Source organism: Haliscomenobacter sp., assembly GCF_965225875.1.
Taxonomy (GTDB): domain Bacteria; phylum Bacteroidota; class Bacteroidia; order Chitinophagales; family Saprospiraceae; genus Haliscomenobacter.
Window position 1 is genome coordinate 103,444 of record NZ_CBDDBS010000001.1, and the last position, 24,948, is coordinate 128,391.

Annotated in this window: 22 protein-coding genes; 11 read left to right on the top strand and 11 right to left on the bottom strand. The window is 46.0% G+C overall.

Translation table 11 applies throughout. From position 1 onward, the window contains the following. Window positions 1–128 precede the first annotated feature (128 nt). From ACO08K_RS00360 to dprA, 3 genes are all read right to left on the bottom strand, one after another. Window positions 129–1,079: a T9SS type A sorting domain-containing protein gene (locus ACO08K_RS00360; RefSeq protein WP_421794393.1), complete on the bottom strand. Its 951-nt coding sequence runs from the start codon at window positions 1,077–1,079 to the stop codon at window positions 129–131. 99 nt (window positions 1,080–1,178) lie between these two features. Continuing rightward, the gene (locus ACO08K_RS00365; protein WP_421794394.1) at window positions 1,179–2,282 is read right to left on the bottom strand and encodes an alkaline phosphatase; all 1,104 of its coding nucleotides are present in this window, start codon (window positions 2,280–2,282) and stop codon (window positions 1,179–1,181) included. Window positions 2,283–2,321: 39 nt separating this feature from the next. After that, on the bottom strand, window positions 2,322–3,416 hold the full coding sequence (gene dprA / locus ACO08K_RS00370; protein ID WP_421794395.1) for a DNA-processing protein DprA: 1,095 nt from the start codon (window positions 3,414–3,416) through the stop codon (window positions 2,322–2,324). Window positions 3,417–3,568: 152 nt separating this feature from the next. Between dprA and ACO08K_RS00375 the strand changes: the two genes are divergently transcribed. Next, a complete protein-coding gene (locus ACO08K_RS00375) occupies window positions 3,569–4,075 on the top strand; it encodes an SH3 domain-containing protein (RefSeq protein ID WP_421794396.1) in 507 nt (168 codons plus the stop codon). 165 nt (window positions 4,076–4,240) lie between these two features. On the opposite strand, the gene ACO08K_RS00380 is transcribed toward ACO08K_RS00375, so the two are convergent. After that, window positions 4,241–4,948, bottom strand: a complete 708-nt coding sequence (locus tag ACO08K_RS00380; protein ID WP_421794397.1) for a glucosaminidase domain-containing protein — start codon at window positions 4,946–4,948, stop codon at window positions 4,241–4,243. A 461-nt stretch (window positions 4,949–5,409) separates the two neighbouring features. After that, the gene (locus tag ACO08K_RS00385) at window positions 5,410–6,624 is read right to left on the bottom strand and encodes an HD domain-containing protein (protein ID WP_421794398.1); all 1,215 of its coding nucleotides are present in this window, start codon (window positions 6,622–6,624) and stop codon (window positions 5,410–5,412) included. A gap of 243 nt (window positions 6,625–6,867) precedes the next feature. Here ACO08K_RS00385 and ACO08K_RS00390 point away from each other — a divergent pair, with 243 nt between their 5' ends. The 3 genes from ACO08K_RS00390 to ACO08K_RS00400 all read left to right on the top strand — a co-directional run bounded on the left by ACO08K_RS00390 (window position 6,868) and on the right by ACO08K_RS00400 (window position 11,343). Then, on the top strand, window positions 6,868–8,424 hold the full coding sequence (locus ACO08K_RS00390; RefSeq protein WP_421794399.1) for a response regulator: 1,557 nt from the start codon (window positions 6,868–6,870) through the stop codon (window positions 8,422–8,424). Next, window positions 8,425–8,964: a DedA family protein gene (locus tag ACO08K_RS00395; RefSeq protein ID WP_421794400.1), complete on the top strand. Its 540-nt coding sequence runs from the start codon at window positions 8,425–8,427 to the stop codon at window positions 8,962–8,964. 84 nt (window positions 8,965–9,048) lie between these two features. After that, on the top strand, window positions 9,049–11,343 hold the full coding sequence (locus ACO08K_RS00400; protein WP_421794401.1) for a leucine-rich repeat domain-containing protein: 2,295 nt from the start codon (window positions 9,049–9,051) through the stop codon (window positions 11,341–11,343). Between the two features lie 72 nt (window positions 11,344–11,415). On the opposite strand, the gene ACO08K_RS00405 is transcribed toward ACO08K_RS00400, so the two are convergent. Continuing rightward, a complete protein-coding gene (locus tag ACO08K_RS00405; RefSeq protein WP_421794402.1) occupies window positions 11,416–11,556 on the bottom strand; it encodes a hypothetical protein in 141 nt (46 codons plus the stop codon). A gap of 141 nt (window positions 11,557–11,697) precedes the next feature. Between ACO08K_RS00405 and ACO08K_RS00410 the strand changes: the two genes are divergently transcribed. Then, window positions 11,698–13,332 (top strand): carboxylesterase/lipase family protein, encoded by a 1,635-nt coding sequence (locus tag ACO08K_RS00410; RefSeq protein WP_421794403.1) that lies wholly within the window; start codon window positions 11,698–11,700, stop codon window positions 13,330–13,332. A 285-nt stretch (window positions 13,333–13,617) separates the two neighbouring features. Next, the gene (locus tag ACO08K_RS00415) at window positions 13,618–14,196 is read left to right on the top strand and encodes a c-type cytochrome (protein ID WP_421794404.1); all 579 of its coding nucleotides are present in this window, start codon (window positions 13,618–13,620) and stop codon (window positions 14,194–14,196) included. A 109-nt stretch (window positions 14,197–14,305) separates the two neighbouring features. Here ACO08K_RS00415 and ACO08K_RS00420 read toward each other — a convergent pair whose 3' ends face one another. From ACO08K_RS00420 to ACO08K_RS00440, 5 genes are all read right to left on the bottom strand, one after another. After that, a complete protein-coding gene (locus ACO08K_RS00420) occupies window positions 14,306–16,534 on the bottom strand; it encodes a DUF5916 domain-containing protein (protein WP_421794405.1) in 2,229 nt (742 codons plus the stop codon). Window positions 16,535–16,691: 157 nt separating this feature from the next. Next, window positions 16,692–17,120: an Hsp20/alpha crystallin family protein gene (locus tag ACO08K_RS00425; protein ID WP_421794406.1), complete on the bottom strand. Its 429-nt coding sequence runs from the start codon at window positions 17,118–17,120 to the stop codon at window positions 16,692–16,694. 129 nt (window positions 17,121–17,249) lie between these two features. Further along, window positions 17,250–18,320 (bottom strand): hypothetical protein, encoded by a 1,071-nt coding sequence (locus ACO08K_RS00430; protein WP_421794407.1) that lies wholly within the window; start codon window positions 18,318–18,320, stop codon window positions 17,250–17,252. Then, on the bottom strand, window positions 18,298–19,029 hold the full coding sequence (locus ACO08K_RS00435; RefSeq protein WP_421794408.1) for an NRDE family protein: 732 nt from the start codon (window positions 19,027–19,029) through the stop codon (window positions 18,298–18,300). The genes ACO08K_RS00430 and ACO08K_RS00435 overlap by 23 nt, the downstream gene beginning before the upstream one ends. 102 nt (window positions 19,030–19,131) lie before the next feature. After that, window positions 19,132–19,818: an iodotyrosine deiodinase gene (locus tag ACO08K_RS00440; RefSeq protein ID WP_421794409.1), complete on the bottom strand. Its 687-nt coding sequence runs from the start codon at window positions 19,816–19,818 to the stop codon at window positions 19,132–19,134. A 123-nt stretch (window positions 19,819–19,941) separates the two neighbouring features. Here ACO08K_RS00440 and trxA point away from each other — a divergent pair, with 123 nt between their 5' ends. From trxA to ACO08K_RS00465, 5 genes are all read left to right on the top strand, one after another. Next, a complete protein-coding gene (gene trxA / locus ACO08K_RS00445; protein ID WP_421794410.1) occupies window positions 19,942–20,247 on the top strand; it encodes a thioredoxin in 306 nt (101 codons plus the stop codon). Between the two features lie 73 nt (window positions 20,248–20,320). Next, window positions 20,321–21,643 carry a hypothetical protein gene (locus ACO08K_RS00450; protein ID WP_421794411.1) on the top strand — a complete coding sequence of 441 codons (1,323 nt, stop codon included), beginning with the start codon at window positions 20,321–20,323 and terminating at the stop codon, window positions 21,641–21,643. A gap of 49 nt (window positions 21,644–21,692) precedes the next feature. Continuing rightward, the gene (locus ACO08K_RS00455) at window positions 21,693–23,288 is read left to right on the top strand and encodes a M1 family aminopeptidase (RefSeq protein ID WP_421794412.1); all 1,596 of its coding nucleotides are present in this window, start codon (window positions 21,693–21,695) and stop codon (window positions 23,286–23,288) included. Window positions 23,289–23,482: 194 nt separating this feature from the next. Continuing rightward, window positions 23,483–23,797 carry a c-type cytochrome gene (locus ACO08K_RS00460; RefSeq protein WP_421794413.1) on the top strand — a complete coding sequence of 105 codons (315 nt, stop codon included), beginning with the start codon at window positions 23,483–23,485 and terminating at the stop codon, window positions 23,795–23,797. A 107-nt stretch (window positions 23,798–23,904) separates the two neighbouring features. Continuing rightward, window positions 23,905–24,903, top strand: a complete 999-nt coding sequence (locus ACO08K_RS00465) for an NAD-dependent epimerase/dehydratase family protein (RefSeq protein WP_421794414.1) — start codon at window positions 23,905–23,907, stop codon at window positions 24,901–24,903. Window positions 24,904–24,948 lie beyond the last annotated feature (45 nt).

Genomic DNA, 24,948 nt, shown 5'->3' on the forward strand with positions numbered 1-24,948 from the left:
CCCCATTGTTCCGGTGCTACGCACCTTAAATGCTGCATGCTGCCTGAATGCTAATGACGTTGCGCGGCTCTGCCGCTATTCGGTTTAGCTCGCTCCCTTACCTGAGCGGGACTTTTGTTGCCTCAAATTTACCTAGCCACTACCAATCTTTCTACTCCAATCAATTGTCCTCCTTGGCGCAGGTAAACGAGGTAGACCCCTTTGGGTAAGTCCTCTGTTTTGACTTCAGCTTGATTTTGTGCGGTTTGGATGCTTCGCACAGTCCGCCCTAAAGCATCGATGATGTTCAAGTTGAATACTTTAGCCTGATCAAAGACTTCCCAGGTGATGACTGTTTTGTTGTCTGTTGGATTGGGGCTGATTTGGAGCGGCTGTAGGTTTGCGCGTGGATTCTTGGTGGGGGTGGTGAATTGAAGGGAGAGGTTGTCGATGGTGAGGTAATGACAATTACTTCCAAACTCAACAGCACAATGCCTGGATGACACATTCAATTTTTTTATTCCTCCTTGTGGAACTAACTTATATCTATTCGATACACTAGAGAAAAAAATGCTGATCGTATCGGGCATTAAATCGCTTACATAATGAACAGGTAAAGTAAATTCCCTGTAAGCATCTGCTTTGCCTAAGTTAAGCAAGCCCTGACCAACAATTATCGTTTTTTGTTCAGCTTGATGATAACGACGCAACAAAATAATTACCTGCCCAGAATCAACATTTACTTGATTGGTATCTATTTTTCCATACTTGTACCAACCTTTTAAATTCTTTACTCTATGTTGTATTGGCAAACCAAAACTACCTTGTTCTCCTAAATCTGTAAGTGTCAATGTTTGTTGCTTAAAAACGTCTCCTAAATACAGGTTACCCGGCACATAAAAGTATGATGTATTTATTTGAACTGCTTTAGTGCCCTGGTGGGTATCTTTGGCTAAAAAATAGGATCTAGGAAAGGATTGAATAAACCAATTACTCGGTAAACCCATGCTATCCGTTTGTTCAAAGCTGAGATTGAAGTCTTGGGCGATGAGGTAATTACCAATGAGGATAAAAAAGAATAGTGTTAAAAATTTGTTCATGGTGATTTGGGAATGTGCTGTTGTAAAAATGCAATTATTTTGTGATAAACAATTGCTTTCACTCTATTAAATGCACATTCCACCAAATCAAGCAGCTTTTCACCACCCCAATACCGCCTTCATCTTCTCATATATCGCCGTATTCTCATAAATCCCTGAAAACAACTCCGCTCCTGGACCAAACGCAAACACTGGCACCAATTGCGCAGTATGCAAATTGGTCGTAAACGCCCCTCTGATTTTGCCCAACTCCGAGCCTGGATTGATGGCATAACCGCCCGTTTCGTGGTCAGCGGTTACAATCACCAGGGTTTCGCCATCAGCGGCGGCAAAGTCGAGAATTTTGCCAATGGTTTGGTCAAAATCCACTACCTCACTCACGATGTAATCCGAGTTGTTGGCATGGCCACCCCAATCGATTTGAGAGCCCTCAATCATCAGGAAAAAACCTTTTTCGGAGCGTTGTTTGAGGTGTTTGGCTGCAGCGACACTGTAAGGGGCCAGATAAGTCCGGCCTTCTGATGCCTTGGCTGGGTCACCATCGGCGCTGAAATAAATGAAGTTTTTACTTGGATCGGGAGGGCTAGCGCTTTCGGCATTTTGGCTAAAATCATTGATTTGATAACCCTTGGCCTGGAGCTCTTTGACCAAATTACGGCTATCGGTAGTCCGTTGATCGAAGAATTTTTTCCCGCCCCCGGCCAAAAAATCTACTTCGGTTTTAAGGAAAAAAGTGGCAATTTCTTCATCGAATTTCCGGTTGCGCACATGTGCGATGAAGGAGGCCGGAGTGGCGTGGGTAAGCGTAGAGGTGACTACCATTCCCGTAGACAAACCCTTTTCTTTGGCTTGTTCAAGCATGGTTTTGACGGGCATACTGTCCGTGTTCACCCCAATCGCACCGTTGTAGGTTTTGATGCCGCTGGCAAATGCTGTGGCTCCCGCCGCCGAATCCGTAATCAGGTCATTGGCCGAATAGGATTTGTGTAAACCCGCCACGGGAAAACGTTCAAACTGGCTTTGATTGTTGTTGAAATACATGCCCGCAGAGATATGGGTAAGCCCCATTCCATCTCCTATCAACAAAATGACATTTTTAGCCTGGCGCAACGGTGCGGCGGCAGCGGCTACTTTTGGTTTTTTTTGGCTCCAGACTGGCCCACACAACAATAGGGTCAATCCTATGATCAAGAGTTTTTTCATCTAATCTTATAGTGGTAGTTCTCCTAAAAAACGAAGTGACTAGACCAAAATGTATCGTTTGCCAGGCAATGCTTTAATGACGCCTTTAAATTCCAATTCCAACAAAAGGGCTGCCATCGCGCTGCTCGACTTTTGCGCTACAAAGGTCAGTTCGTCAATGTTCTTCTCTTCGTCGTGACGCAACAAATTTACAATATTTTTTTCTTCCTCACTCATTTCTACAAAAAGCTGCTGTTGAACCCCATAAGTATAGGGCGGCAAATCCCAACGCAACAGCCGTACCAGGTCTTCGGCACTTTCCATCAGGTGCGCCTGGTTGTTTTTTATCAATGCGTTACAGCCTACCGAAAAGGGATCTTTAACCCGGCCCGGAACTGCAAACACGTCTTTGTTGTACTCATTCGCAAAGTTGGCGGTGATGATGGAGCCACCGTATCGGGCTGTTTCTACCACAACCAAAGCATCACACATCCCGGCAATGATGCGGTTGCGCAGGGGGAAATGTTCTTTTTCTGCATTGGTTTCAAAACCGTATTCGGTGAGTATGCCCCCATTATCCAGCATTTTTTGGACTGCCGAACGGTGACTGGGTGGGTACAAATGCGCTAGTCCATGCGCCAATACGCCAACGGTGGGCAACTTCAATTCCAGTGCCTTTCGGTGTGCACAGATGTCGATGCCATAAGCCAGACCACTGATGATGAGTGGATCGTAGGGCAAAAGTTGTTCCAACATTTCTTCACAAAATGAGGTGCCTTGCACCGTAGGTTTACGCGTACCAACGACTGCAACAATACGTTTTGCATTCAAGTTGGCGTTACCTCGATGATACAGTATCAGTGGGCTATCCGGGTAATGTTTCAAGCGACTGGGGTACTGCTCATCCAGGTAGAAATGGGCTTGAATCTGGTGCTGCCCCAAATGCACTAGTTCTTTTTCAGCGGCCAATTGGGGTTCTGCTGATTTGATTTGTTGGGCCAATTGGGCACCAATGCCAGGAATTTTAAGCAAGGCCTTGGCACTACTGCGAAAAACCTCCTCCGGGCTACCGCAATAACTGACCAGGGTACGGGCCGTTATTGGGCCTACCTTGGGGATTTTTGTCAGGGCAATTGGGTAAAATAAATGCTCCATTGCAAAAAGAAATATCTTTGTGAGCTGAGAAGTTGATTGGTTGAGAAGTTGAGAAGTTGAGGCTGCCGCAGCCCTTACACCTCGACTCCGCTCGGTGACCGGGCCGTGGCAGCCTCAACTTCTCAACTTCTCAACTCCTAAACTAACTTACTATGAGCGAAAAAAAAGGTTCTATCCTGCCCAGTTTGGAACTCATGATCATCGGCGTTTTTTTCGTCGGCTTCGCTTTTTGGGCCATCAACAAATGTTCGGACACCCAAAGCAAGTACATCAACCGAGCAGAACGCGAACGACTACGGGATTTGGAAGATAGCCTGGGTCGAAAAATTGAGGCGGCCAAAAGGGATACCCCCAAAACCAGTCCAGCAGCCAGTCCTGCTGTCAGTGCAGCCCCTGCCCTCTCGCGTTTGTACGTTTGTCTCGAAAATTTGAAGGTGCGCAAAAGTCCCACCACGAGTGCAGAGATACTCGAAACCCTCCCTTTGTTTGAAGAAGTCTATTTCCTCAATGAAGTGAGCGACTCCAGCACTACGGTCAATTTGGGCAAACAAACGGTAACCGAGCCTTGGATCAAAGTCCAAACCCGGAAAGGTCGTGCTGGCTGGGTATTTGGCGCAGGAGTACATTACTACCGGCGCAAGCATCCAGGCTCAGATTGATGTGCTGATTCGCCAATAGGTTGAAAGGCTAATGCAGTGCATTACCTTGACAATGACCTTTGCAAAGGCACTCCCGAAACAATAGTTGATTTTATGTAAGGCGTGTAAACAAAACAAAAATACAAAACCCCGGCAATAATTGCAGGGGTCAATCTACTTTTTCTTTTATCGGCTATCCCAAGCAGTCAGTTCGTATTGTTCGATGATTAGCAGAACTGCTTTGGCGTCTGCTTTTGTGGGGTAAAACCCTAGTTCCTGCAATGTATCCACCCAGCCTTTTACATCTGTTGTGCTTTTTGTTCGCAGTGGTGAAAATGTACCTGTTGTAATGTAGTAACTGTGGTCGCGGAAGCTCATCCAGGCTGTTTCATAGTTGCGCAGGCAGGTTTTGCCACTGGCAAAGGTAGGCCCTTGCCAATCGCTGGTGCATTGCAGGTTGAAGAAGTTGTTGGCTACCTGGGCGCCTGCACTTTGGCCAGCCTGACTCATGAGCAAAGCATTGGCTAAAATGAGGGAGGCAGGGATGCCGAATTTGTGTTGTTCGTTGACTGCAACTTTTACAAAACGGTGGACAAAGTTGGCTTTGGCTGCTTCGTCAAGTTGACCCAGTTTTTCGGCTAGTTTTGAAGCAGATTGTTTGCTAGGGAAAGGGTCCAGGGAAAACTTGTTCTCAGGAACTGCGTTATTGCGGTTTTCGGTATATCCTTCTTTGACTGCGGGCGCAGGCAGAATCGGCTGCTTTTCCTCCGATTTGACAGGCGTATTCATGTTGATCCGCAAACTCAGGTTTTTACGCGTGGCACCATATACCAAAAGCAGCACAATGGCCACCTTGAGCCAATTCTTCTTTAGATATTTGTTCACCTTGCCCATAAAAACCATTTTGAGGATATTGTTTGAAACGTGAGTCAAAAATAAACAAAAAGTTTTTATTGTGCAAGTTTTTTTAGGAGTTTTTTCCCATGGATTTATCCATGTTTTCCCACGGATAAATCCATGGGGTGAGACTATATAGTGGCCTCCCACGGATAAATCCGTGGGTTGGCGGGTAAGCCGAAGAGCCGTATGAAGCACTCAGGATGGGAGGATTTTAAGCGTTGAAGACACCTCTTCACATCAAGATCCGACTTCAGCCAACCCACGGATTATGAAGTTTTTAAAATAAAGCGTCCCTAAATGAGCCTGAAATTGAAAAATGCTGGCAGCTACAAAAGATCGTTTATTTCAAAAAACTTCATTATCCGTGGGAGGCCACCATACCGCCCAACCCACGAATTTATTCGTGGGAAACAGCGTGGGAGGTAGCGTAGGGACGACAGGAGTACACCCCTCCCTCAACCCATCTTCGGGTACCCCACATAATACTTCGTCACATTTTTAAAATGCAGCCCCGGCTCCAACAACTCCGACATCGGCTTGGCCACCCCATTTTTAAACAACATTTTAATCTCCTCACTTTGCGGATTGTAGGCATGGTTGCTTTCCTTGCCACTCAGCAGTAGGTAAGTTGCCTCATCTGCCGGGCCAAGCCACCATTGTTCGATTTGTTGGCGGAGGGTTTCCATGTAGCTTGATTCAAAAGGCTGGTCCGCCAGTTCCAATTTGAACAAACGCCGATTGACCAGTCCGGTAGCCAAGAAAGCCAAAACCTGATCTTCCGTTTTCATCCAACCTTTCAAGGAGGCGGAAATATCCGAATCGTCCAGCCCTGCAAAAGCTTCGAGCAATTCATCACGGCGGGAGAGAAAATCGGCTTCCGCAAAATCGTTGTAAATGAACAACTCCATATTGGGCGGGCAATAGAGTTTCACCCCCTGTTTGGCGATTTGTTTGGCGCGGCGCAGGGCCTGAATCATCATTTGTTCTGCCGACAATACTGTTTTGTGCAAATACACCTGCCAATACATCAGCCGCCGGGCAATCAGGAATTTTTCGATCGAATAAATGCCTTTTTCCTCCACGACTAACTCCCCCTCGTGCACGGCCAACATCTTGATGATGCGGTCGTAACCGATCACGCCCTCGTATACTCCCGTAAAAAAGCTGTCCCGATTCAGGTAGTCCATCCGATCCATGTCCAATTGACTGGAGACCAATTGGTGCAGGAATTTTTTGGGATAAGAATCATCAAAAATACGGATGGCCAGGCTCAATGCGCCGTTAAACTCCTCGTTCAATTTTTGCATGAACAATTGCGACAAACGTTCATGGTGCACGTTGATCAAAGTGTTTTCAAGCGTGTGTGAGAACGGCCCGTGCCCGATATCGTGCAGTAAAATCGCGATTTTTACGGCCTCCGCTTCTTCTTCGCTGATGTCGGCTCCTTTGAATCGCAATACCTCAATGGCCTCCGTCATGAGGTGAAAAGCGCCTAGGGCATGGTGGAAACGGGTATGCAATGCCCCCGGGTATACATAATGCGTAAGACTCACCTGTTTGATCCGCCGCAAACGTTGGAAATAGGGATGCTCAATCAAGTCGAAAATGATGCCATAAGGCACAGTGACAAAGCCGTAAACGGGGTCATTGAAGATTTTGTGGCGTGGCATGGTAAGAATTTGGGGCAAAGGTCGGAAAGTCTGGGGAGTGGGGCAAGGGGTATTTTTTGCACAAAAAATGACAATCCTTAGGGTATCTTTCTCCTCACATCAAATTTTCCTCTAAATTCTCAAATTCCCTCCCCATCTAAACAATAATAACCCAGAAAAACTGATTTTTGTGTAATCTAATTTTGAAACCCACAACCAACAACCATAACCCATGAATTCATTCGTGGGCCCAAAAAATCCAATATGGATAAAATCATCATACTCTGGGCCGATGACGAAATCGACCTGCTCAGGCCCCAGATTTTGTTTCTGGAAAAAAAAGGCTACTCAGTCATCACCGTTACCAATGGCCACGACGCCCTGGAAGAATGTCAACAAAACCGTGACATCGACGTAGTTTTTTTGGATGAAAGTATGCCCGGTATAACTGGATTGGAAACCCTGGCCCGCATCAAAGCTGAAAACCCGGCCTTACCCGTGGTGATGATCACCAAAAACGAGGCGGAAACGGTGATGGAAGAAGCCCTGGGCTCCCAGATTGCCGACTACCTCATCAAACCAGTCAACCCCAACCAAATCCTGCTCTCCCTCAAAAAAATCATCGACAACGATCGCCTGGTGCGGGAAAAAACTTCCTCAGATTACCAGCAGGAGTTTCGGCAGATTTTTATGGAGATCAATAGTGGGTTGAACTTTGAGGAATGGGTGGAGGTGTACCGCCGCATCATCAATTGGGAGCTCAAAATCGATCAGGCCAATTCTACCGAGATGGGCGACATCTTGTCCATGCAAAAAAACCAGGCCAATACCGAGTTTTCCAAATACGTGACCAAAAACTATCTGAACTGGGTACAACACGACAGCGACGGGCCAGTGCTGTCGCACCAGCTGTTTCGGCGCAAAATATTCCCGCTGCTCAACAATACCACGCCCACCTTCGTGCTCTTGCTCGACAACCTGCGCTTCGACCAATGGAAGGTCATCGAGCCCGTCTTGAGTGAATTGTACCGAGTGGAGGATGAGGATACGTTTTGCAGTATCCTGCCTACTGCTACCCAATACAGCCGCAACGCCATTTTTGCGGGGATGATGCCCCTCGAAATCGACAAGCACCACCCCGATTGGTGGCGTAACGACAACGAGGAAGGTGGCAAAAACCTCTTTGAAAAAGACCTGCTGGCAGAACAAATCCGCCGTACCCTGCGCAAAGACATCAAGCACGATTACCTCAAAATCACCAGCGTAGCCCAGGCGCGCCAGTTGCAGGAAAACGTGCTCAACTACGTCAAAAACGACCTCACCGTCATCGTGTACAACTTCATCGACATGCTCTCGCACGCACGTACCGAGATGGAGGTGCTGAAGGAATTGGCAGGTGATGAAAAGGCATATCGTTCGTTGACCCTGTCCTGGTTTAAAAATTCACCGCTTTGGTCAGCCCTACAAAAACTGGCCGAGAAGGACATCCAGCTGATTGTCACCACCGACCACGGTACCATTCGGGTGAACACCCCCTCCAAAGTTGTAGGTGACCGGGAAACCACCACCAACCTGCGTTACAAAATGGGGCGCAACCTCCAGTACGATAAAAAGGATGTACTGGAAATTCGGAAACCCGAAGAGGCTCGTCTGCCCAGCCCAAACCTGAGTTCTTCCTATATTTTTGCCAAAGAAGACATCTTTTTCCTGTACCCGAATAACTACAACCACTACCACAACTATTACAAAAACACCTTCCAACACGGCGGCATTTCGCTCGAAGAGATGATTTGCCCCATTGTAAGGCTCAAAGTCAAATAAGTGAACCTTGTCGCATACCTGAGCATTTTTGCCGGTGCAGCCCTGGAAGGCGAGTTGGTGTACATCAGCGCCATCCAGGCTGCACGGGCAGGGTATGTGGACTTATCCGGGGCCATTGCAGCTTTTTTTTTGGGTACTTTTTGTACCGACTGGTTTTATTTTTTCACCGGCCGCAAACAAGGGCGACGCTACCTGGAGCGCAACGAGAAACTCCAACTCAAGGCTGCCAAAATTGATCATTTGCTCGCAAATTATGGCACACTCCTGCTTTTATCCTACCGTTTCATTTATGGATTCCGCATTGTATTACCCTTGTTGTTTGGTGCGAGTAAACTGAGCAGCAGCCGCTTTTTGTTGTTCAGCCTGTTAAGCACCAGCATTTGGGTGAGCGTATACGGATGGATCGGGTATTATTTTACGAATTGGTTGCTGGAGCAGTTGAAATCGGGACGGGTGTTGATTTTGGTATTGGGAATTACATTGTTCGTGGTATTAATTGCGTTGGTAAAAAGATATCTAATTAAAGCCAACAAAACTTAGAGCCTATTGTTCCAAATAGACTTATTAAATAAAAATAGTTTATTTGCGTACTCAATACTTTACTTTCAATCACAATTAAATCTCATGTTGCGAATTCTAAGTCTCATCTTGCTTTTAGTGCACTGTGCATTGGTTTGGGGTCAAAAACCCGCTATAAAAGCAGCTCCAGTAGAAAAAAGCATTATTCCTGATAGTGCACTGATTCGAGCCAATAAAATCCTTGATAATTTGTATTTTTATAAAGATAGTTTCGCCTTGGTCAATACCTTTGGAGGGTTTATGTTCATCACCAAGCAAGGAGAAAAACTTAATTATAGAGCTTATTCAGAGGCTACTCGTTTTGATGATGATGGCTTTGCCAAAGGAAAACATGAAGGAAACTACTATTTGATTGATACCAAAGGTCGAGAATACCTTTTGGCCAATGAACTGGCTCAACTCAACGAAAAAACGGAAGCTTTAGATTTAAGGGGTAAATTAAAAGACAGTATTCCATTAAAAATCACCAACTATCCTAAGCTAAAGTTTTTATTTCTGTCTTTTAACAAAATTAAAACATTGCCTAAAGAAATCCAGAAATTAAAAAACCTGCAATACCTCGATTTAAGCGGCAATGACTTAAGTACTATACCTCCTGAGCTAGGTGAACTCAAGGCTTTGCAGAAACTTGGTTTAAAGGATAATAAATTAAGCACCTTGCCAGCGGAAATAGGCAATTTATCTGGGTTATTACTTTTAAATTTAAGCTACAACAAATTCAAAACTTTTCCAGAAGCACTTGGAAATCTTGAACAGCTTCGCCACTTAACGTTATATAGTAATGCATTTGACAGCTTAAGTGCTGCTGTTGGTGGATTAAAAAATCTGGAAGTTTTAAACTTAAACTCTAATCGAAGCTTACAAAAATTACCCCCGGAAATTGGACAATTAAGCAAACTAAAATCTTTGGATTTAGAATCGACATTTTTACGCAGATTGCCCAGTGAGATAGGCAATCTAAGCGAACTTGAAAACTTGAACGTCGCGAGTACTCAAATCAGCAGTTTGCCCCCTGAAATGGGTAAACTCCAGAACCTAAAAAGATTAAATGCACAATGGTGTAGACTTGAAAGTATTCCTAAAGAACTCGGCCAGTTGAAAAATCTTCGCCAGTTAATTTTAAGAATAAATCCAATCCAAGCCATCCCGCCAGAGCTTGGTCAACTTTCTAATTTGGAGAACCTAGACCTTCACTACACTAGGATTAGTAATGTACCGCCAGAGTTAGGCAAACTGTCCAATCTACAATATTTGTTTTTAAGCTGGAATTCACTGACCAATCTACCTGCTGAATTAGGGCAACTTAAAAAGTTGAAAGAAATAGAATTGTACCACAATAACTTAAGTATTATCGCTTTAAAATTTAGTGCTTTGCCAGAGCTAAATAAGCTTAAGTTGGGAGCAAACTCCAAATTGAACCTGGATCAGCTATTTACAGATTTAGCAAAAAGTCCCAAAGGTCTAGCACTAAGGGCTTCATCTCAAGTAGCTCCAGATAAGGGCCTTTTGCAAGTGACCCTGGACTCGGTATCCCAAATTCCAGCATCGCTAGGTAAAATGAAAAATTTAAACCACCTGAGCCTCCCTAAATTCGGCATCAAAGCATTACCACCAGAAATAGGGCTACTTAGCAATCTAAAAGTATTGGATTTATCTGAGAACAAGATAGAGAGCCTGCCATCATCCATCGGGAATTTACAATCTCTTGAAGAATTAAGGATAGGTGACAATAAATTGACTAGCCTGCCAGTAGAATTAGGAAAATTGACCAATTTGAAGGTTTTGGTCATTTATAGAAACCAGTTGACTAAACTCCCCATTGAACTGAACCGTTTAACCGCCCTAACAAACATATACATTGAAGGAAATCAATGGAATACAGCAGAACTCAAAAAACTTAACCCGAAAATTACTGCTAACTACTTTATGAAACTGGGCGTTGCTAAATACGATGAAGAGAATTTCCTGGAATCTTTTGAGTTCTTTCAATTAGCTGCTGATTATTTTGACCATATTGAACGGCTCCATGCCTCCAGTTACTGTAGTAATCTGGCTTGGCAATTCTTGATGGTTAAGGATTTCAAACGCTCGTTAGAAGCTGCGCTTTTAGGGCTAAAACTAGATCCTCAAGATGCTAACTTGTATACCAACCTACCTTTAGCTTATCTATTTAATAATGAATTTGAAAAAGCTAGGGCTATTTATGTAAATTACCGGGATAGACCTTATGAAGACACCACTTATAAACAAGTGTTTCTCAAGGATTTTTCAGATTTAGAGGCGAGTGGAGTTTCCCATCCAGACTTTCAAAAGATCAGAAATTTGTTGAATAGCAATTAATTCTTATTTTAAGCGTGCCATTCGAAACTTTGAATTCACTCAAAGTTTCGAATGGTGAACGAATTTAGGGGCTCATCCCGCCCCCGTATACTGCAGCATCAACTTCCGCGCTTCACGATCCGGATAATTCTGCAACACACAAGAATCACCCAAAAACATGGTTTTCCCCTTTTCGCCAGAGTACTGAGCCATAAGTGCCAAGGTCGTACCCATTTATAAATAATCTGCGTAAAAAAATTAACAATAGCCAGATTGTATTTTATCAGGTTACCTTAATTTCCTACCCCTCTTTTTTCTTTCCAAAATTCTTCCTATCATTGTCTCACTTTGTGACAATAAATCAAATCACATCCTATGTATCGATCGCTATTCCTTTTCGGCTTACTGTTGCTGGGCTTTTCGGCGCTGGCACAAACCAACTTCTATATGCCGGTTCAAGCCAAAATAGAACACGGCCTCATTGAAGGCAACTACGATATCCGTACCGGTATGCAATATTACCTGGGCATTCCTTACGCCAAGCCACCCGTTGGCCAACTCCGCTGGAAAGCCCCGCAGCCATTGGTGCCCTGGACTGGAGTCAAAATGACCAAAAAGTTTGGTCCACGGGCGGTGCAGGGTTTTGTTTTTGGCGACATGAAATTCCGCTCAGAAGGCCTGAGTGAAGATTGCCTTTACCTCAACGTTTGGTCACCCGCCAAACGTACCGACAAAAACCTGCCCGTACTGGTTTACTTCTACGGCGGCGGCTTTGTAGCTGGCGATGGTTCCGAGCCTCGTTACGATGGCGAAAGTATGGCCAAAAAAGGCATCGTGGTGGTTACGGTAAACTACCGCTTGAACATCTTTGGCTTTTTTGCACACCCCGAGCTGAGTGCCGAAGCGCCCTATAAGGCTTCCGGAAATTATGGTTTGCTCGACCAAAGTGCAGCCCTCAAATGGGTGCAAAAAAACATTGCAGCTTTTGGCGGTGATCCCAAAAAAGTCACCATTGCCGGAGAGTCTGCAGGGTCAATCTCGGTAAGCGCTCAAATGGCCTCGCCCCTCTCCAAGGGCCTGATCGCAGGTGCCATTGGTGAAAGTGGCGCGGGAATAAACCCCACCCTGGCTCCGGTTCCACTAGCTGAAGCAGAAAAAACGGGTCTTGAATTCGCAAAAAAAGCAGGCTACCCTAGCCTGGCAGAATTGCGCAAATTGAGCACCCGGGAGATCTTTGAAATTTACACCGAATCACGGCGTTTTGGTTTCCCAACTGTGATCGACGGCTATTTTTACCCCAAAACCATCCCGGAAATTTTTGCCGCCAAACAACAGGCCATGGTGCCACTTTTGCTGGGTTGGAACTCGGCTGAAATCCCCGGAGGGGCCTTCATGCAAGGACAACCTTATACGGAAGAAGCCTATGTCAAAAAGGTAAAAGAGGCTTACCCCAACGACCATGAAGAAGTGCTGAAGCTGTATCCACATGGCTCGACCAAAGAGATTGAGCTCTCGGCAACTGCCTTGGCCGCCGATCGATTCATTGCATACAGTACCTGGAAATGGGCAGATTTGCATGTACAAAACAGCACTCAACCCGTTTACCGTTATTTGTACAGCCGCATTCGGCCACCATTGGTGGATCAAAACCTGGTTTCCGGTTTGGCCGGCGGTACCATGCAACGCGATCCCAATGCGCCCAAGCCCCCAGAACCCGTTGGAGCGGCTCACGCTTGTGAGATTGAATACTGTATGGGCAACCTGCATCTGGTGAATGATTATGCCTGGACACCCGATGACTACAAGGTATCGGAAACCATGCTCAACTACTTCGCCAATTTCATCATCTCAGGAAATCCCAATGGGGGCAAATTGCCGCAATGGCCCGCTGCCCAGAAAGGGGATGCCACTCCAGCTGTAATGGTGATCGATGTGGAATCCAAGGCTGTGAAGGCGAAGGATGATGGGCGGTACCGCTTTTTAGATAAGGCTTATGGGAACAATAAATAAGTTCACTCCTTAAGTGATTCTTGAGTGCCTTAGGTTTCATAGGTGGTGAAAGAATATGTTTTTTCACCACCTAAGAAACCTAAGGCACTCAAGGAATCACCTAAGCCTGTACATTCAATAACTTATCAAAAAAATAAACAGATTTGTGCTTAAACGTCGCTCTAATAGAATTAAGACATTTCCTTTTTTAGTATCTATTTTTCTTCCCAATCAAATATTGTTTACTATTTTAAAGCTTCATTAGAGGGAAAACACGAAGTACCCTTTCCTAAAATCACATCTTGTATGAAAAAAATGCTGATCTGGCTGCCAGCCTTAGCCCTGGCTTTCCTAACTTTTCAGTGCGCCCAGGAGGCACCAAAAACCAATGAAGCACCCGTTGCGGAATCCGAAGAAGACCTGATCAAAAGAGGAGAATACCTCGTCACGACCGGTGGATGTGAGGATTGTCATTCGCCAAAAATGATGACCGACAAAGGCCCAATTCCGGATCCAAAACTGCGCATGTCTGGACATCCGGCCAGCGTGATCCTTCCCCCGGTTCCTGATCCAAAGATCGTTGGACCCTGGGTTTTGTTTCACCCGATGACCACGGCTTCAGTTGGCCCTTGGGGTACCACTTATTCTGCCAACCTGACCCCACATGAAACGGGAATCAAAGAATGGTCTTTCGAGCAGTTCAAAAAAGCCCTTACCGAAGGAAAATCCAAAGGTTTGGATGGAGGTCGCCCGCTCTTACCACCGATGCCCTGGCAAAACTATGTCAACATGAAGGAAGAGGATATGAAGGCGATTTTTGCGTTTTTAAAGTCGCTGCCGCCGGTGGATAATATGGTGCCTTCTCCGGTACCACCGGTACAGTAAAGTTGAGAAGTTGAGGGGTTGAGAAGTTTAGGCTGCCGCAGCTATTTTGACAAGGCCCTTGTTCAAGTCGCTGCGGTAGCCTAAACTCCTCAACTCCTCAACTTATTTTCTACAGCCAATAATTCACCTTCACCACCAGCGCCCGGTTCCGATGCGCCCAGCCCTGGGCAAAGTAATTGTCGGTCAGCACCACAAACACGTCACTCATGGGGCGATAACGCCACTGAATCCGGCTATTGATGTTAAAATTGTTGGCTTGGGTATTGTATTGTAAAAAAGTAGTCCAGTTCAAATTGCGACTGAAAAAGAACTCGATGCGGGGCGTGATCGCCAAAATTTCGGCATCCGCGTAAGGTTTGGGAAAGTCCAGTTTGTTGTAGCTGGCCGCCACCCGAAAATTCCCCCAGGGTTGGGCACGTAAACCGATGCTAAGGTCCGCCGTCCATTGCAGGCCATTGTAAAATTCACCTCCGGTAAAGCCAGCACTCCAATTCAGGGCCTTACGCGAATCAGAGCTCCATTCCATTCGGGCGTTGGCAAAAGTATAGCGTGCTGCGGGAAGGGCCGGATATTCCTCAATTGGCTCGTCGTCAAATTTGAAACTGACGGGTACATTTGCGTAGTTAAAATTGGTGTACAAAGCAAACTGGCTGGTATTCCGAAAATTGAGCTCCAGATTGATCCCACTGTTGTATTCGTTGATGCTAAAATTAGGGTTGAACACCATAAAGCTGTTGGCCGAAATTTCGGTACTGTTCAATTTACTGCTCTCCTGCTTGGGCAAAATGCGCCAGGTCGCTTCCAGGAATTTGTAGTTGTAGCCAATGCGCAGGGTCGTGTCCCTGGCAGCATCGTAGTTCGCAACACGCAATTCGTAACCCATATCGGCGTAATAATTGGGGCCCATGTGTAAAAAGTCGGCTATAAATTCAAAGTTGCGGCTGGTGTATTCAAATCCGGTTTGCCCCCACCAGTCTTGCTGATTGATTTCGGGTTTAAAGGACTGGTGATAACCCACCCAGGACTGGATCGAGCCCTTGGGTGCGATGTACAAAAATTCCCCCCCAGCATTGCGGCTCCAGTTTTTGGAATTCAGTTCCTGACTCCCGGTTTCCTGGCGATTGAGGAAATAACCCCGCAGCGTAGTTCGGCCAAATAGGCGCCGGTCAAAAACCAGTGCCGAAAAATTCTCGGGGTTTTGGGCCTCGTGTTTGCGGGTTTGCATGTTGAGTACCCCAATACGGGTGTCAGCGTTGATGTTTCCAGTAAGCCTTAGCCCCGCCAGGATAGGAATTTGGTTGCCATTGTCATCCAGGCCAATGCGGCGGGAGAAAAAGGGGCGGATCAAATCAAAACCAAAATTGCCAAAGAGGTCGGCGTTTTCCAGGAAAAAGGTACGCTTTTCAGGCAGTTGTATGTCAAAACGAGTTAAGTTGATCACTTGCTCATCGATTTCAATTTGGGAAAAATCGGGATTGATAGTCAGGTCGAGGTTGAGGGAAGATCCCAGGCCAATTTTGGCATCCAAACCAATATCGCCATAGGCCCGTGCAGGGATTCCGTTTTCGGTATCCCGATCGGTTCCTCCGGTCACAAAAGGAATGAATGCATAATTGCGCGAAGCGTTTTTAGGTCCTTCTTCAAATTGGAGTGCGCCGGTCCAGCCCAGGTCAGTGCCGTTGAATTGTAGGGGAATTTGCACCCAGGCGCTGAAATGCCCTCGATTGGCATCATTGCGAATGAAGTTGATCCCCCATTCTTTCTGGCCATCCTTGAAGCGCAGAATGCGCAAGGGGATGGCGAACTCGGCGGTCCAACGATCGGGGTAGTTTTGAACTTCACCCCACCAGACATTGTCCCAACTTTCGTCGGTTTCACTACCACTGGTGGCAGCAATGAGTGCCTCGGTTTGAACTCCGGCAGGCGTTAGGCCAAAAAAGTAACCATTGTTGGACAAGTTAACAGGATCGAGTACCACGGCGATACCATCTGATTCCCAATAGCCTACATCGCGTTTGAGGCTTTGCAGGATGTATTTTCCCGAATCTTGATAGCAGGTGGCGGCGATGTACAGGAATTGCTCATTGTACGTACAGTGTACTTTGGTTTGAGCGTTGGCATGGCGGCCATCCATGGGCCATTTTAGCCAAAAATGACTCGTGGTATCGGCATTTTGCCACGCCGGATCGTCGAGTTTGCCGTCAATTTTAATGGGCTGAGTAGTCTTTTTGGCTTGCAAGCGAAAACGGGCTTGCATGTCATTGCGCGCTTCCTGCGCGCAAAGTGTGGTAGAGAGCAGGGCAAGGAAGAGGCTGCTCCAAAGCAGTTTCGGGTACATTTCAGTCGGACTTTAGGCTGCAAATGTAGCGATAAAGGTGAAAGCGCTACAAAAAGTTCCCAAAAGAGGAAAATATGTTGGTGAAATGGAAGGAAATGAAATGGAGCCATAAAAAAAGAGGGCCATCCCCTTGATGGCCCTCCTATCGTCTCTTAAACTAACCGATTAATATTTTCTTCGCTTCAGGAAGCGATTTGACAGTCTTTGGCAAATTGAGGTGCAAGACCCCATCTACATAGTTGGCCTTAATGGCCTCGGCATCCACATGTTCTGGTAACGTAAAGGAGCGACTGAACTTATTGTAGCTGAATTCGCGCCGGGTATACTTCTTGGTTTTTTCTTCTTTTTTGTCGTTTTTTTCAGCACTGATGGTCATTACCCCATCCAGTACTTCCACCTTGATGTCTTCCTTAGTCATGCCTGGTACAGCAAGTTCTACTTCAAACTCGCCTTCCATTTCCTTGATGTTCACCGCCGGAACCAGGTTTTTGTCCTTAAAGTTGAGGAAATCGGAGTCACCAAAGAAATCTTCGACCAGCGACCGGAATGTCGGCGCTACCATCGGATTCCAACGAACGATTGACATTGTCACTGCATTTTTAGGTTAGGAATATTGTTCTTTACAAACCCTAATGTGCAGTAAAAATCTGCCGAAATCATTGAATTAAATCAATCAAAATGGTGATTGTGAGCAGTGCAGCTCATTCTGTCACAATTATTCAACCTTTAGCGCAGCCTTGATTTTTTGATGGTAATCCCGCAGCCCTGTCAACATTTTAATCATTTGTGGTTCAGGCATATATGCAGTTCCTTTGCGGTGATTGGCGGCGGCTACTTTTCTGACAATTGTCCAGTGTTTCATGATCGTCCCTACCGCCCGAAAATAACTGCCCAGCGTTTGGTCGTAGATATGAGTGGGTTCCGAACAAACGCCGTTCAACTCAATAATTTTGAAATTTTTGCCCTGCTTCAAATCCTCCAGGCTCGTACATTTGATGTCAAACCGGCCATAACTAAAGCCAGGGATTTGTTTAGCCACTGTGTCAAAGGTATGGTGCAATGTGTCATCAATATACTGATTGCCATTGATGAACTGGGTCCCTTTGGAGTGATTGCCAATTACCCCCAAGCCGACACGTTCATCAAGGGCAGGCACGTTTTTAAACAATTGCCAATGCGTTTCTTGCAGCCGCTCCAGTTGTAACAAAGCACGTGGAGTACTTTCGATCAATTCCAAAACCGTCGATTTCCCGTCACCGGTTACGTGTAGAAAATCTTTTAGGGTCAATGAGGTGATTTTGCCTTTTTCAGCATTGGGCAAGCGGTAATACAAGACCCCCAACTCCTCTGGATAATTGAGGTATTCCTGGATGATAAAATCAATCGGATATTGGCTCAGGTAAGCACGTAGCTGATCCGGCGTATCCAATTTTTTCACCAAAAAACCGCGGTAGCCAACATCTGGTTTGGCAATGAGGGGAAACTCGATTCCGATTTGGCGAATTTCCTCCAGGATAAGGGCCAAATCCCGTCCACGCGGCGCTAAAATGGATTTGGGGCAAAGCGAAGCTGGCAGGTTTTGAATGGTCGCATATTTGGATTCCAGCCCCAAACCTCCTGCTAAAATTCCCGGGTTGGCCGCCGTAAAGAAACAGGCATGACGGGAACGCAAGGCCAGCAGCGGTCCGTAAATAAACATGGGCCAATAAAAAGCCAGGGTAGGCCAGTATTCCCAGTTCCACAATTTGATCCAAACCGGATTATTAATTAGACTCCACCTCTTCACGCGATAACTCCATTTGTGCCTTTTGTTCATTGGCAGTAAGCAGATCCAGGTACCTAAAGTTAAGATTGGATTCAGTTTTTTCGATCGAAGTAATGCTCACAGTGCGTACCACGTCCCCACGATTCATTACCACATCATTCCAGGTATCTCCATCCCCGGCATGCCTGTGAAAATCCAACATTGCACTGGCTGAAAACATCGCTCGATTTTCCAACCAGCGGGCAAACCACTGCTCCCTGCGGAACCGAACATCTGCAGGATAAAGGGTAGCCGATGACCAGATGTGAGTCCCCTGTGGGTCGAGCGCTTTGACATACTGTTCTTGTCCATCCCACCGCAATTCCCATAAGGCGCCCCGATCAATCATGATGAGGGTAAAGGGTTCAATCCCTTCAAAGTTGTAACTTTTGAAAAATGCCGTGGCACTGGGGAAGGTAAAACTATCCAGCACCATAATACCCCGGCTCAGTCGATAACGAGTTTGTCGATTGTGGGCTTCAAAAGCGCCGTTGAGCAAACAAACGATGCGCTGGTTGTTGGCCGCTGCGATCCAGGTGCCTCCAGCAGCAGGGTCTTGCGGGAAGATGAGTTTTTTACCATTTCTTTCCTCTACGGCCAAACGGGTGGCACCCCGCGATGGGGCTTCATCGCGATTGGAAGTAAGAATGAACTGCCCGGGAGCGGGCGACACATAGGTAACTGTGCACATATATAGTTGGGGTGTGGGTGTGAGTGTGGGTGTGGATGGGCAACCTAACGTTGAAGCCCTTATTCGGCAGAGCAACCACATGGGTCGCCACTACAGTGTGAGTTAGTAAATAGTGATTACATCCGCCTTTTCCTTGCGTTGCAAGTTTGGCACCTGAGCATCATCGGCGGGATAACCCACCGGGATGAGCAGGAAAGGTCTTTCGTTTTCGGGACGTTGCAAAATATTTTGCAAAAAATTCATCGGGCTGGGAGTATGGGTAAGTGCCACCAGCCCAGCGTGATGAATGGCAGCCAACAGGATTCCACAAGCTATACCTACGGATTCCTGTACATAATAGTTTTTGCGTTGCGTGCCATCTGGCAATAAATCGTAGGCTTTGCGAAAAACCACTATCAAGTACGGAGCTAGCTCCAGAAATGGTTTATACCAATCGGTAGCAAAGGGCAATAAATCTTCCAGCCATTCCTCCGACATCCGGCCATGGTAATTTTCATACTCTTCTTGTTCGGCAGCCTGGCGGATCTTGGCTTTGATGGTAGGATCAGCTACAATGGCGAAAGTCCAGGGTTGTTTGTGGGCACCAGAAGGAGCGGTGGAAGCAGTCATGATGATGTTTTCAATCACTGCCTGGGGCACTGGCCGATCGGAGAATTCACGAATCGTACGCCGCTGATTCATCCATTGGAAATAACTTTCGCTGCGTTTGAGCATTTCTGCTGGCTCAAACTGCGTGCCCTGATATGGAACAAAAGAGAAGGGTGTCTCTTCCATTAAATTGCCTTTCATACCATTACTTAAATAAAACCGAACCCAAAGAAAACATTATTTTTGATAAATGTGATCTCGATCACGGCATCTTGGCTGTACAAGGCGGTACTTTTGTCCTGTGTAGAACAAAAAAGAAATAACATGGAAAAGAAAGTCTCTTTCAACGAACTAATCCAGGGGGACAAACCCGTTCTGGTAGATTTTTTTGCGGAATGGTGTGGCCCCTGCAAAGCGATGGCTCCCATTTTGCAAGATTTGGCCGGAAAAGTTGGAGATAAAGCCTCCATCATCAAAATAGACGTTGACCGCAATCCTGCATTGGCTCAGAAAATGGGCATCCAGGGTGTACCTACTTTTATGCTGTTTAAAAACGGTGACATCAAGTGGCAACGTTCAGGTATGCAGTCGGCGCACCAGTTGGCGGCGGTGATTGAGCAGAATGTTTAATTCAAGTTAAAAAGTTGAGTATTTTTGTAGTCTAGTTTTCTGATCGTGTTTATCGCTTTTTAACTTCTGGATTATGATCGATAGTGAATACCCTCGGGTTAGGCACCTTGGGTTGTATTTTCTTGTTTTTTTATTGCCTTTTAGCGGCAACTTGCTGGCACAAGAAGGATTTAAAGGTTTTTTAAAAAACAAGGAAGGTTTCAAGTTAGAGCCATTTGCCCAATTCCAATTGTGGAGTGTTTACAGCACCAATCAACAAGTATTCAATACCCAAACTAAGGTTTATGATAAGGTTGATGACCGCTTGAATTTTTTATTGCGCCGCACGCGCATTGGGTTTCGTATGCAACCCTATGACAACCTTAAAGGGACAGTCATTTTTTCCTTCGATGCCATTGGTCGGGATGTACAAAGTGGCATTTTTGGTGCAGGAAACAATGGGGCGATCCCAAGCGTAGGAATTTTTGATGCTTTTTTGGAATGGCGACTTAAGTCCAAAAGTGAAAAAATGTTCGTAGTGGCAGGTTTTTTCAGACCCCAAATTGGTCGAGAAAGTATTACTGCAGCCTGGCAGGTGGCTAGCATGGAAAAAGCCTTGACTCAAAACTATCTTCGTCAACATTTAGTAGGAGTTGGATCGGGGCGTTCGGTTGGGGTTAATGTAGGCGGATTACTCATGAATCAAAATCAAAACTTGGTATTAAACTACAATATTGGCATGTTCAATCCCGCTTATTCTTACAACAATGGAAATTCAGTGGGAAGTCAATTTTCTCCATTAATAACAGGAAGAGCTGTATTATCTATTGGAACTCCTGAAATGAAACAGTATGGTATTGCTTACAACAATAATTTTTTCAATAAACGTAAAGGAGTTTCAATAGCTTTAGATTATTCAAGTCAAGGAAAATCAGACCTGTTTAAAAGCTCTTCATCAGTTGGCACAGATGTATTACTCAATTTTGGAGGACTTAATTTTGATGCGGAAATTCATGAAACAGCAAGACGTTCCGAAAGAGACAATAGATCGAGAATTTTCGCCTATCGGTCAACTTTTGGGCATATTCGAGCGGGGTACAATTTAATTTTAGGCAAAAAATACTTCGTTGAGCCAATCTTTATGTTTGCTAGATTTAGAGGAGCACCAGATTTGGAAGGCCAAGCCGACGCCCTAGCAGTGCGCTCTTCATCGGGCACGGAAACAACCTACGATGCAGGCATCAACTGGCATTTGCAGGAACGGCGCCTGAAACTGCTGCTCCATTATACCTGGCGCGAAGGCAATCCAGGGGCAGCTGGCAACGGTGCAACTGTAAATGACTATTTTACCCAAGTCAATGTAGGGGCCATCCGGCGGGGCAATTGGTTGGGGTTGGGGCTCAGTGCGATTTTTTAGGCAAATAATTAATGTTTCCTACTAAATTCAGGCTTCAAAAATCAAATTTATGAAGTCTCTAACCAGCATTTTTCTCCTTCTGTTCATTTCAACAGTCCTCACCGCCCAATCCCCCGCCTACAATCCCCAGATCAACAGCATTGATGTGCAACATTACCGCTTTAGCCTTACACTCAAAGACGATACCGACCGCATCGAAGGCCTGGCCGAAATCACCCTGCGCTTCAAACAAGCAGGCAACAGTTTTGCACTGGATTTGACCAATGCCAAATCGGGTAAAGGCATGGAGGTCAACGCCGTGAGTTTCAGCAATGCAGCCCTAAAATTCAGCCATAGCAATGACCGTTTGAACATCACCCTGCCCAATACCATCCCGGCGGGAGAAAGCATCACGGTAAGTGTCCAATACGCTGGCATCCCTACCGACGGCCTGATCATCGATGCCAACAAGTTTGGTGATCGCACTTTTTTTGGCGACAATTGGCCCAATCGTGCCCACCATTGGTTGCCGACCGTGGATCACCCTTCGGATAAGGCTTCGGTAGAATTCATCGTTACAGCGCCCGATCATTATCAGGTAGTTGGCAATGGCATCCAGATTGAAGAAAGCAACCTGGACGGCGGCTTACGGCGTACCCATTGGAAAGAAACGGTTTTGCTACCCACCAAAGTAATGGTCATTGGGGTGGCCCCTTTTGCGGTGCAGCTTGCCGGGGAAGTTCAAGGCATTCAGGTCAGTTCCTGGGTTTTTCCAGACAACCGTGCGGAGGGTTTTGCTGATTACAGCCAGGCCGTGGAGGTATTGGAATGGTTTCACAAAAACATCGCCCCTTATCCCTACCGCAAATTGGCCAACGTACAATCCAAAACCCGCTATGGCGGCATGGAAAACGCCAGCAATATTTTTTACTTCGAAAATTCGGTGAATGGCAAAAAGGAACGCGAAGATTTGATTGCCCACGAAATTGCCCACCAGTGGTTTGGCAACTCGGCTTCGGAGGCCAACTGGTACCACGTTTGGCTGAGTGAGGGTTTTGCAACCTACAGCACCCACCTTTACCACGAAGCCAAGTACGGTGCAGCCTCCCTGGCCGAACGCATGCGCAAAGACCGCTTCACCGTAGTGCGTTATGCCGAGCGCAAGCTGGCTCCCATCGTAGACACCACCGTGACCGACATCAACACGGTACTCAATACCAATTCGTACCAAAAAGGCTCCTGGGTATTGCACATGTTGCGCCACGAGATTGGCGATGCCGCCTTTTGGAAAGGCTATCGAGCCTATTATCAAAAGTACCAGGGCAGCAATGCACTTACTTCCGATTTGCAAAAAGTGATGGAAGAAGCCTCGGGTAAATCGCTGGCGACCTTTTTTAAACAATGGGTTTTTCAGGCTGGTCAGCCCGAATTAAAAGTGGACTGGAAATACGATGCAAGTAAAAAAGAGCTGGAAGTAAGCGTGCAACAAGTCCAGGCAACTCCATTTAGTTTTCCGCTGGATGTTCATTTTTTGGACGAGAACAAAAAGCTGGTTTTGGAAAAAACATTACCCATAAACAAAAGCCAGGAACAATTCCGCTTCCCCCTGGCCAGTGCCCCAAAAGACATCAAACTCGATCCCAATGCCTATTTGTTGTTCAAATGATGAACCATTGGCAAATGTTTAAAGATCATTAACACGAACAATAGCCATTTTAGGACGACCTTAACGTTATAGAACCTGACTTGTGAGTAATTTTGCGTCATAAAAGTGTCTTGAGAATTTTTCTTCAAGGCAGCGCTTTGCCGCGAAATTTTTTACCTTGCAACCGCATTTCTCTATTTAAAAAAACCGACGCGATGAGAAAGTTACTGGCATTTGGATCGCTTTTGGCAATGATCTTGCTTTTCTCCAACATGACTGTGGATAATGTGCAGCCCAAAAAACCTGATGGGGAGAAGATCTACAAGCAGTACTGCGTAACCTGTCATGGTTTGCGTGGCGACATGGGCGTATCTGGTGCGGCCAATTTTGTTGAATCCAAACTAAAATTGGACGAACGCATCAAAGTCATCACCAATGGCCGCAACAACATGGCTAGTTTTAAAGCTTTGCTTGACAAAGACAAAATCAAAGCTGTAGCGGCGTACACCATGACGTTGACCAAGAATTAATGCTAAGCTGTTCAAACAAAAAACGTTAAACAGCCTGTTGGAAATTAGGGAATGGACGAAATGCTCATTCCCTAATTCCTTATTTATCCATTTCTTTCCCTGTAATTATGTCCATTTTTGTAACAGGCGGTACAGGATTTGTAGGTTCTTACCTGATTCGACATTTGTTGGAGCAAGGTTATACCGATATCACTGCGCTGCGCCGGCGCAACAGCAATTTTGATCTCGCCAGCGATTTTGCCGACCGCATCCAGTGGATCGAAGGTGAACTCAACGACCCTTTTAGTTTGGCTGAAGGCATCCGAGGCAAAAAATGGGTTTTCCACGTTGCTGCGATCATTTCTTTTGAAGAGAAAGACCGCGCAAAAATGCATGCGGTCAATGTTGAAGGAACTGCGCATATCGTCAATGCCTGCTTGGATGAAGGGGTAGAAAAATTATTGCATGTAAGTTCGATTGCCGCGGTTGGTCGCACCAAGCCCAATCAAGTCGTAAATGAAAAGAACATTTACCAGGCCAGCCCTTACAACACCGAATATGGGCTCAGTAAATTTTTGGGCGAACAGGAGGTGTGGCGCGGAATTGCCGAAGGGCTGAATGCAGCCATCGTCAACCCAGGGGTAGTCATTGGTGCCGGGCGTTGGCACGAAGGTACCGGGCAGTTTTTTCCAGCTCTCCACCGGGGTTTTCGTTTTGTCCCTCCTGGTAAAATCAGTATGGTTGATGTGCGGGATGTCGCCCGAATGTTGTTGGTTTTGGCCAAAAGTGACGTCAATGAAGAGCGTTTCATTGCCAATGCGGGTGAACTGACTTATCAGGAGTTTTTCAAGGCCATTACTCAGGAGTTTCGGGTGCCCGTGCCCAATATCATGATTACACCTTTGCTTCGCGAATTGGCCTGGCGGTTGGCAAAAATCCCAGCCTTTTTTACCAGAAAACCACCACTGGTTACCAAAGAGAATTTGCGTCAGGCGGCACTTGAATTGGTTTTTGAAAATGAAAAATCAAAAAAACAGTTGCAATTTGAATACACAGCGATCGACAAAACCATTGCTGATACTTGTCGGGCTTTTTTGGATGCTGAAGGAAAAACGACGGTTTTTTGAATACTGTCTATTGCCATCAGGTTCTTTCACCTAATCCTATACCAC

Bases quoted from the DNA above. Each gene is read 5' to 3' on its own strand.
- ACO08K_RS00360 (WP_421794393.1), bottom strand. From the start codon at position 1,079: ATGAACAAATTTTTAACACTATTCTTTTTTATCCTCATTGGTAATTAC.
- ACO08K_RS00365 (WP_421794394.1), bottom strand. From the start codon at position 2,282: ATGAAAAAACTCTTGATCATAGGATTGACCCTATTGTTGTGTGGGCCA.
- dprA (WP_421794395.1), bottom strand. From the start codon at position 3,416: ATGGAGCATTTATTTTACCCAATTGCCCTGACAAAAATCCCCAAGGTA.
- ACO08K_RS00375 (WP_421794396.1), top strand. From the start codon at position 3,569: ATGAGCGAAAAAAAAGGTTCTATCCTGCCCAGTTTGGAACTCATGATC.
- ACO08K_RS00380 (WP_421794397.1), bottom strand. From the start codon at position 4,948: ATGGGCAAGGTGAACAAATATCTAAAGAAGAATTGGCTCAAGGTGGCC.
- ACO08K_RS00385 (WP_421794398.1), bottom strand. From the start codon at position 6,624: ATGCCACGCCACAAAATCTTCAATGACCCCGTTTACGGCTTTGTCACT.
- ACO08K_RS00390 (WP_421794399.1), top strand. From the start codon at position 6,868: ATGGATAAAATCATCATACTCTGGGCCGATGACGAAATCGACCTGCTC.
- ACO08K_RS00400 (WP_421794401.1), top strand. From the start codon at position 9,049: ATGTTGCGAATTCTAAGTCTCATCTTGCTTTTAGTGCACTGTGCATTG.
- ACO08K_RS00405 (WP_421794402.1), bottom strand. From the start codon at position 11,556: ATGGGTACGACCTTGGCACTTATGGCTCAGTACTCTGGCGAAAAGGGG.
- ACO08K_RS00410 (WP_421794403.1), top strand. From the start codon at position 11,698: ATGTATCGATCGCTATTCCTTTTCGGCTTACTGTTGCTGGGCTTTTCG.
- ACO08K_RS00415 (WP_421794404.1), top strand. From the start codon at position 13,618: ATGAAAAAAATGCTGATCTGGCTGCCAGCCTTAGCCCTGGCTTTCCTA.
- ACO08K_RS00420 (WP_421794405.1), bottom strand. From the start codon at position 16,534: ATGTACCCGAAACTGCTTTGGAGCAGCCTCTTCCTTGCCCTGCTCTCT.
- ACO08K_RS00425 (WP_421794406.1), bottom strand. From the start codon at position 17,120: ATGTCAATCGTTCGTTGGAATCCGATGGTAGCGCCGACATTCCGGTCG.
- ACO08K_RS00435 (WP_421794408.1), bottom strand. From the start codon at position 19,029: ATGTGCACAGTTACCTATGTGTCGCCCGCTCCCGGGCAGTTCATTCTT.
- ACO08K_RS00440 (WP_421794409.1), bottom strand. From the start codon at position 19,818: ATGAAAGGCAATTTAATGGAAGAGACACCCTTCTCTTTTGTTCCATAT.
- trxA (WP_421794410.1), top strand. From the start codon at position 19,942: ATGGAAAAGAAAGTCTCTTTCAACGAACTAATCCAGGGGGACAAACCC.
- ACO08K_RS00450 (WP_421794411.1), top strand. From the start codon at position 20,321: ATGATCGATAGTGAATACCCTCGGGTTAGGCACCTTGGGTTGTATTTT.
- ACO08K_RS00455 (WP_421794412.1), top strand. From the start codon at position 21,693: ATGAAGTCTCTAACCAGCATTTTTCTCCTTCTGTTCATTTCAACAGTC.
- ACO08K_RS00460 (WP_421794413.1), top strand. From the start codon at position 23,483: ATGAGAAAGTTACTGGCATTTGGATCGCTTTTGGCAATGATCTTGCTT.
- ACO08K_RS00465 (WP_421794414.1), top strand. From the start codon at position 23,905: ATGTCCATTTTTGTAACAGGCGGTACAGGATTTGTAGGTTCTTACCTG.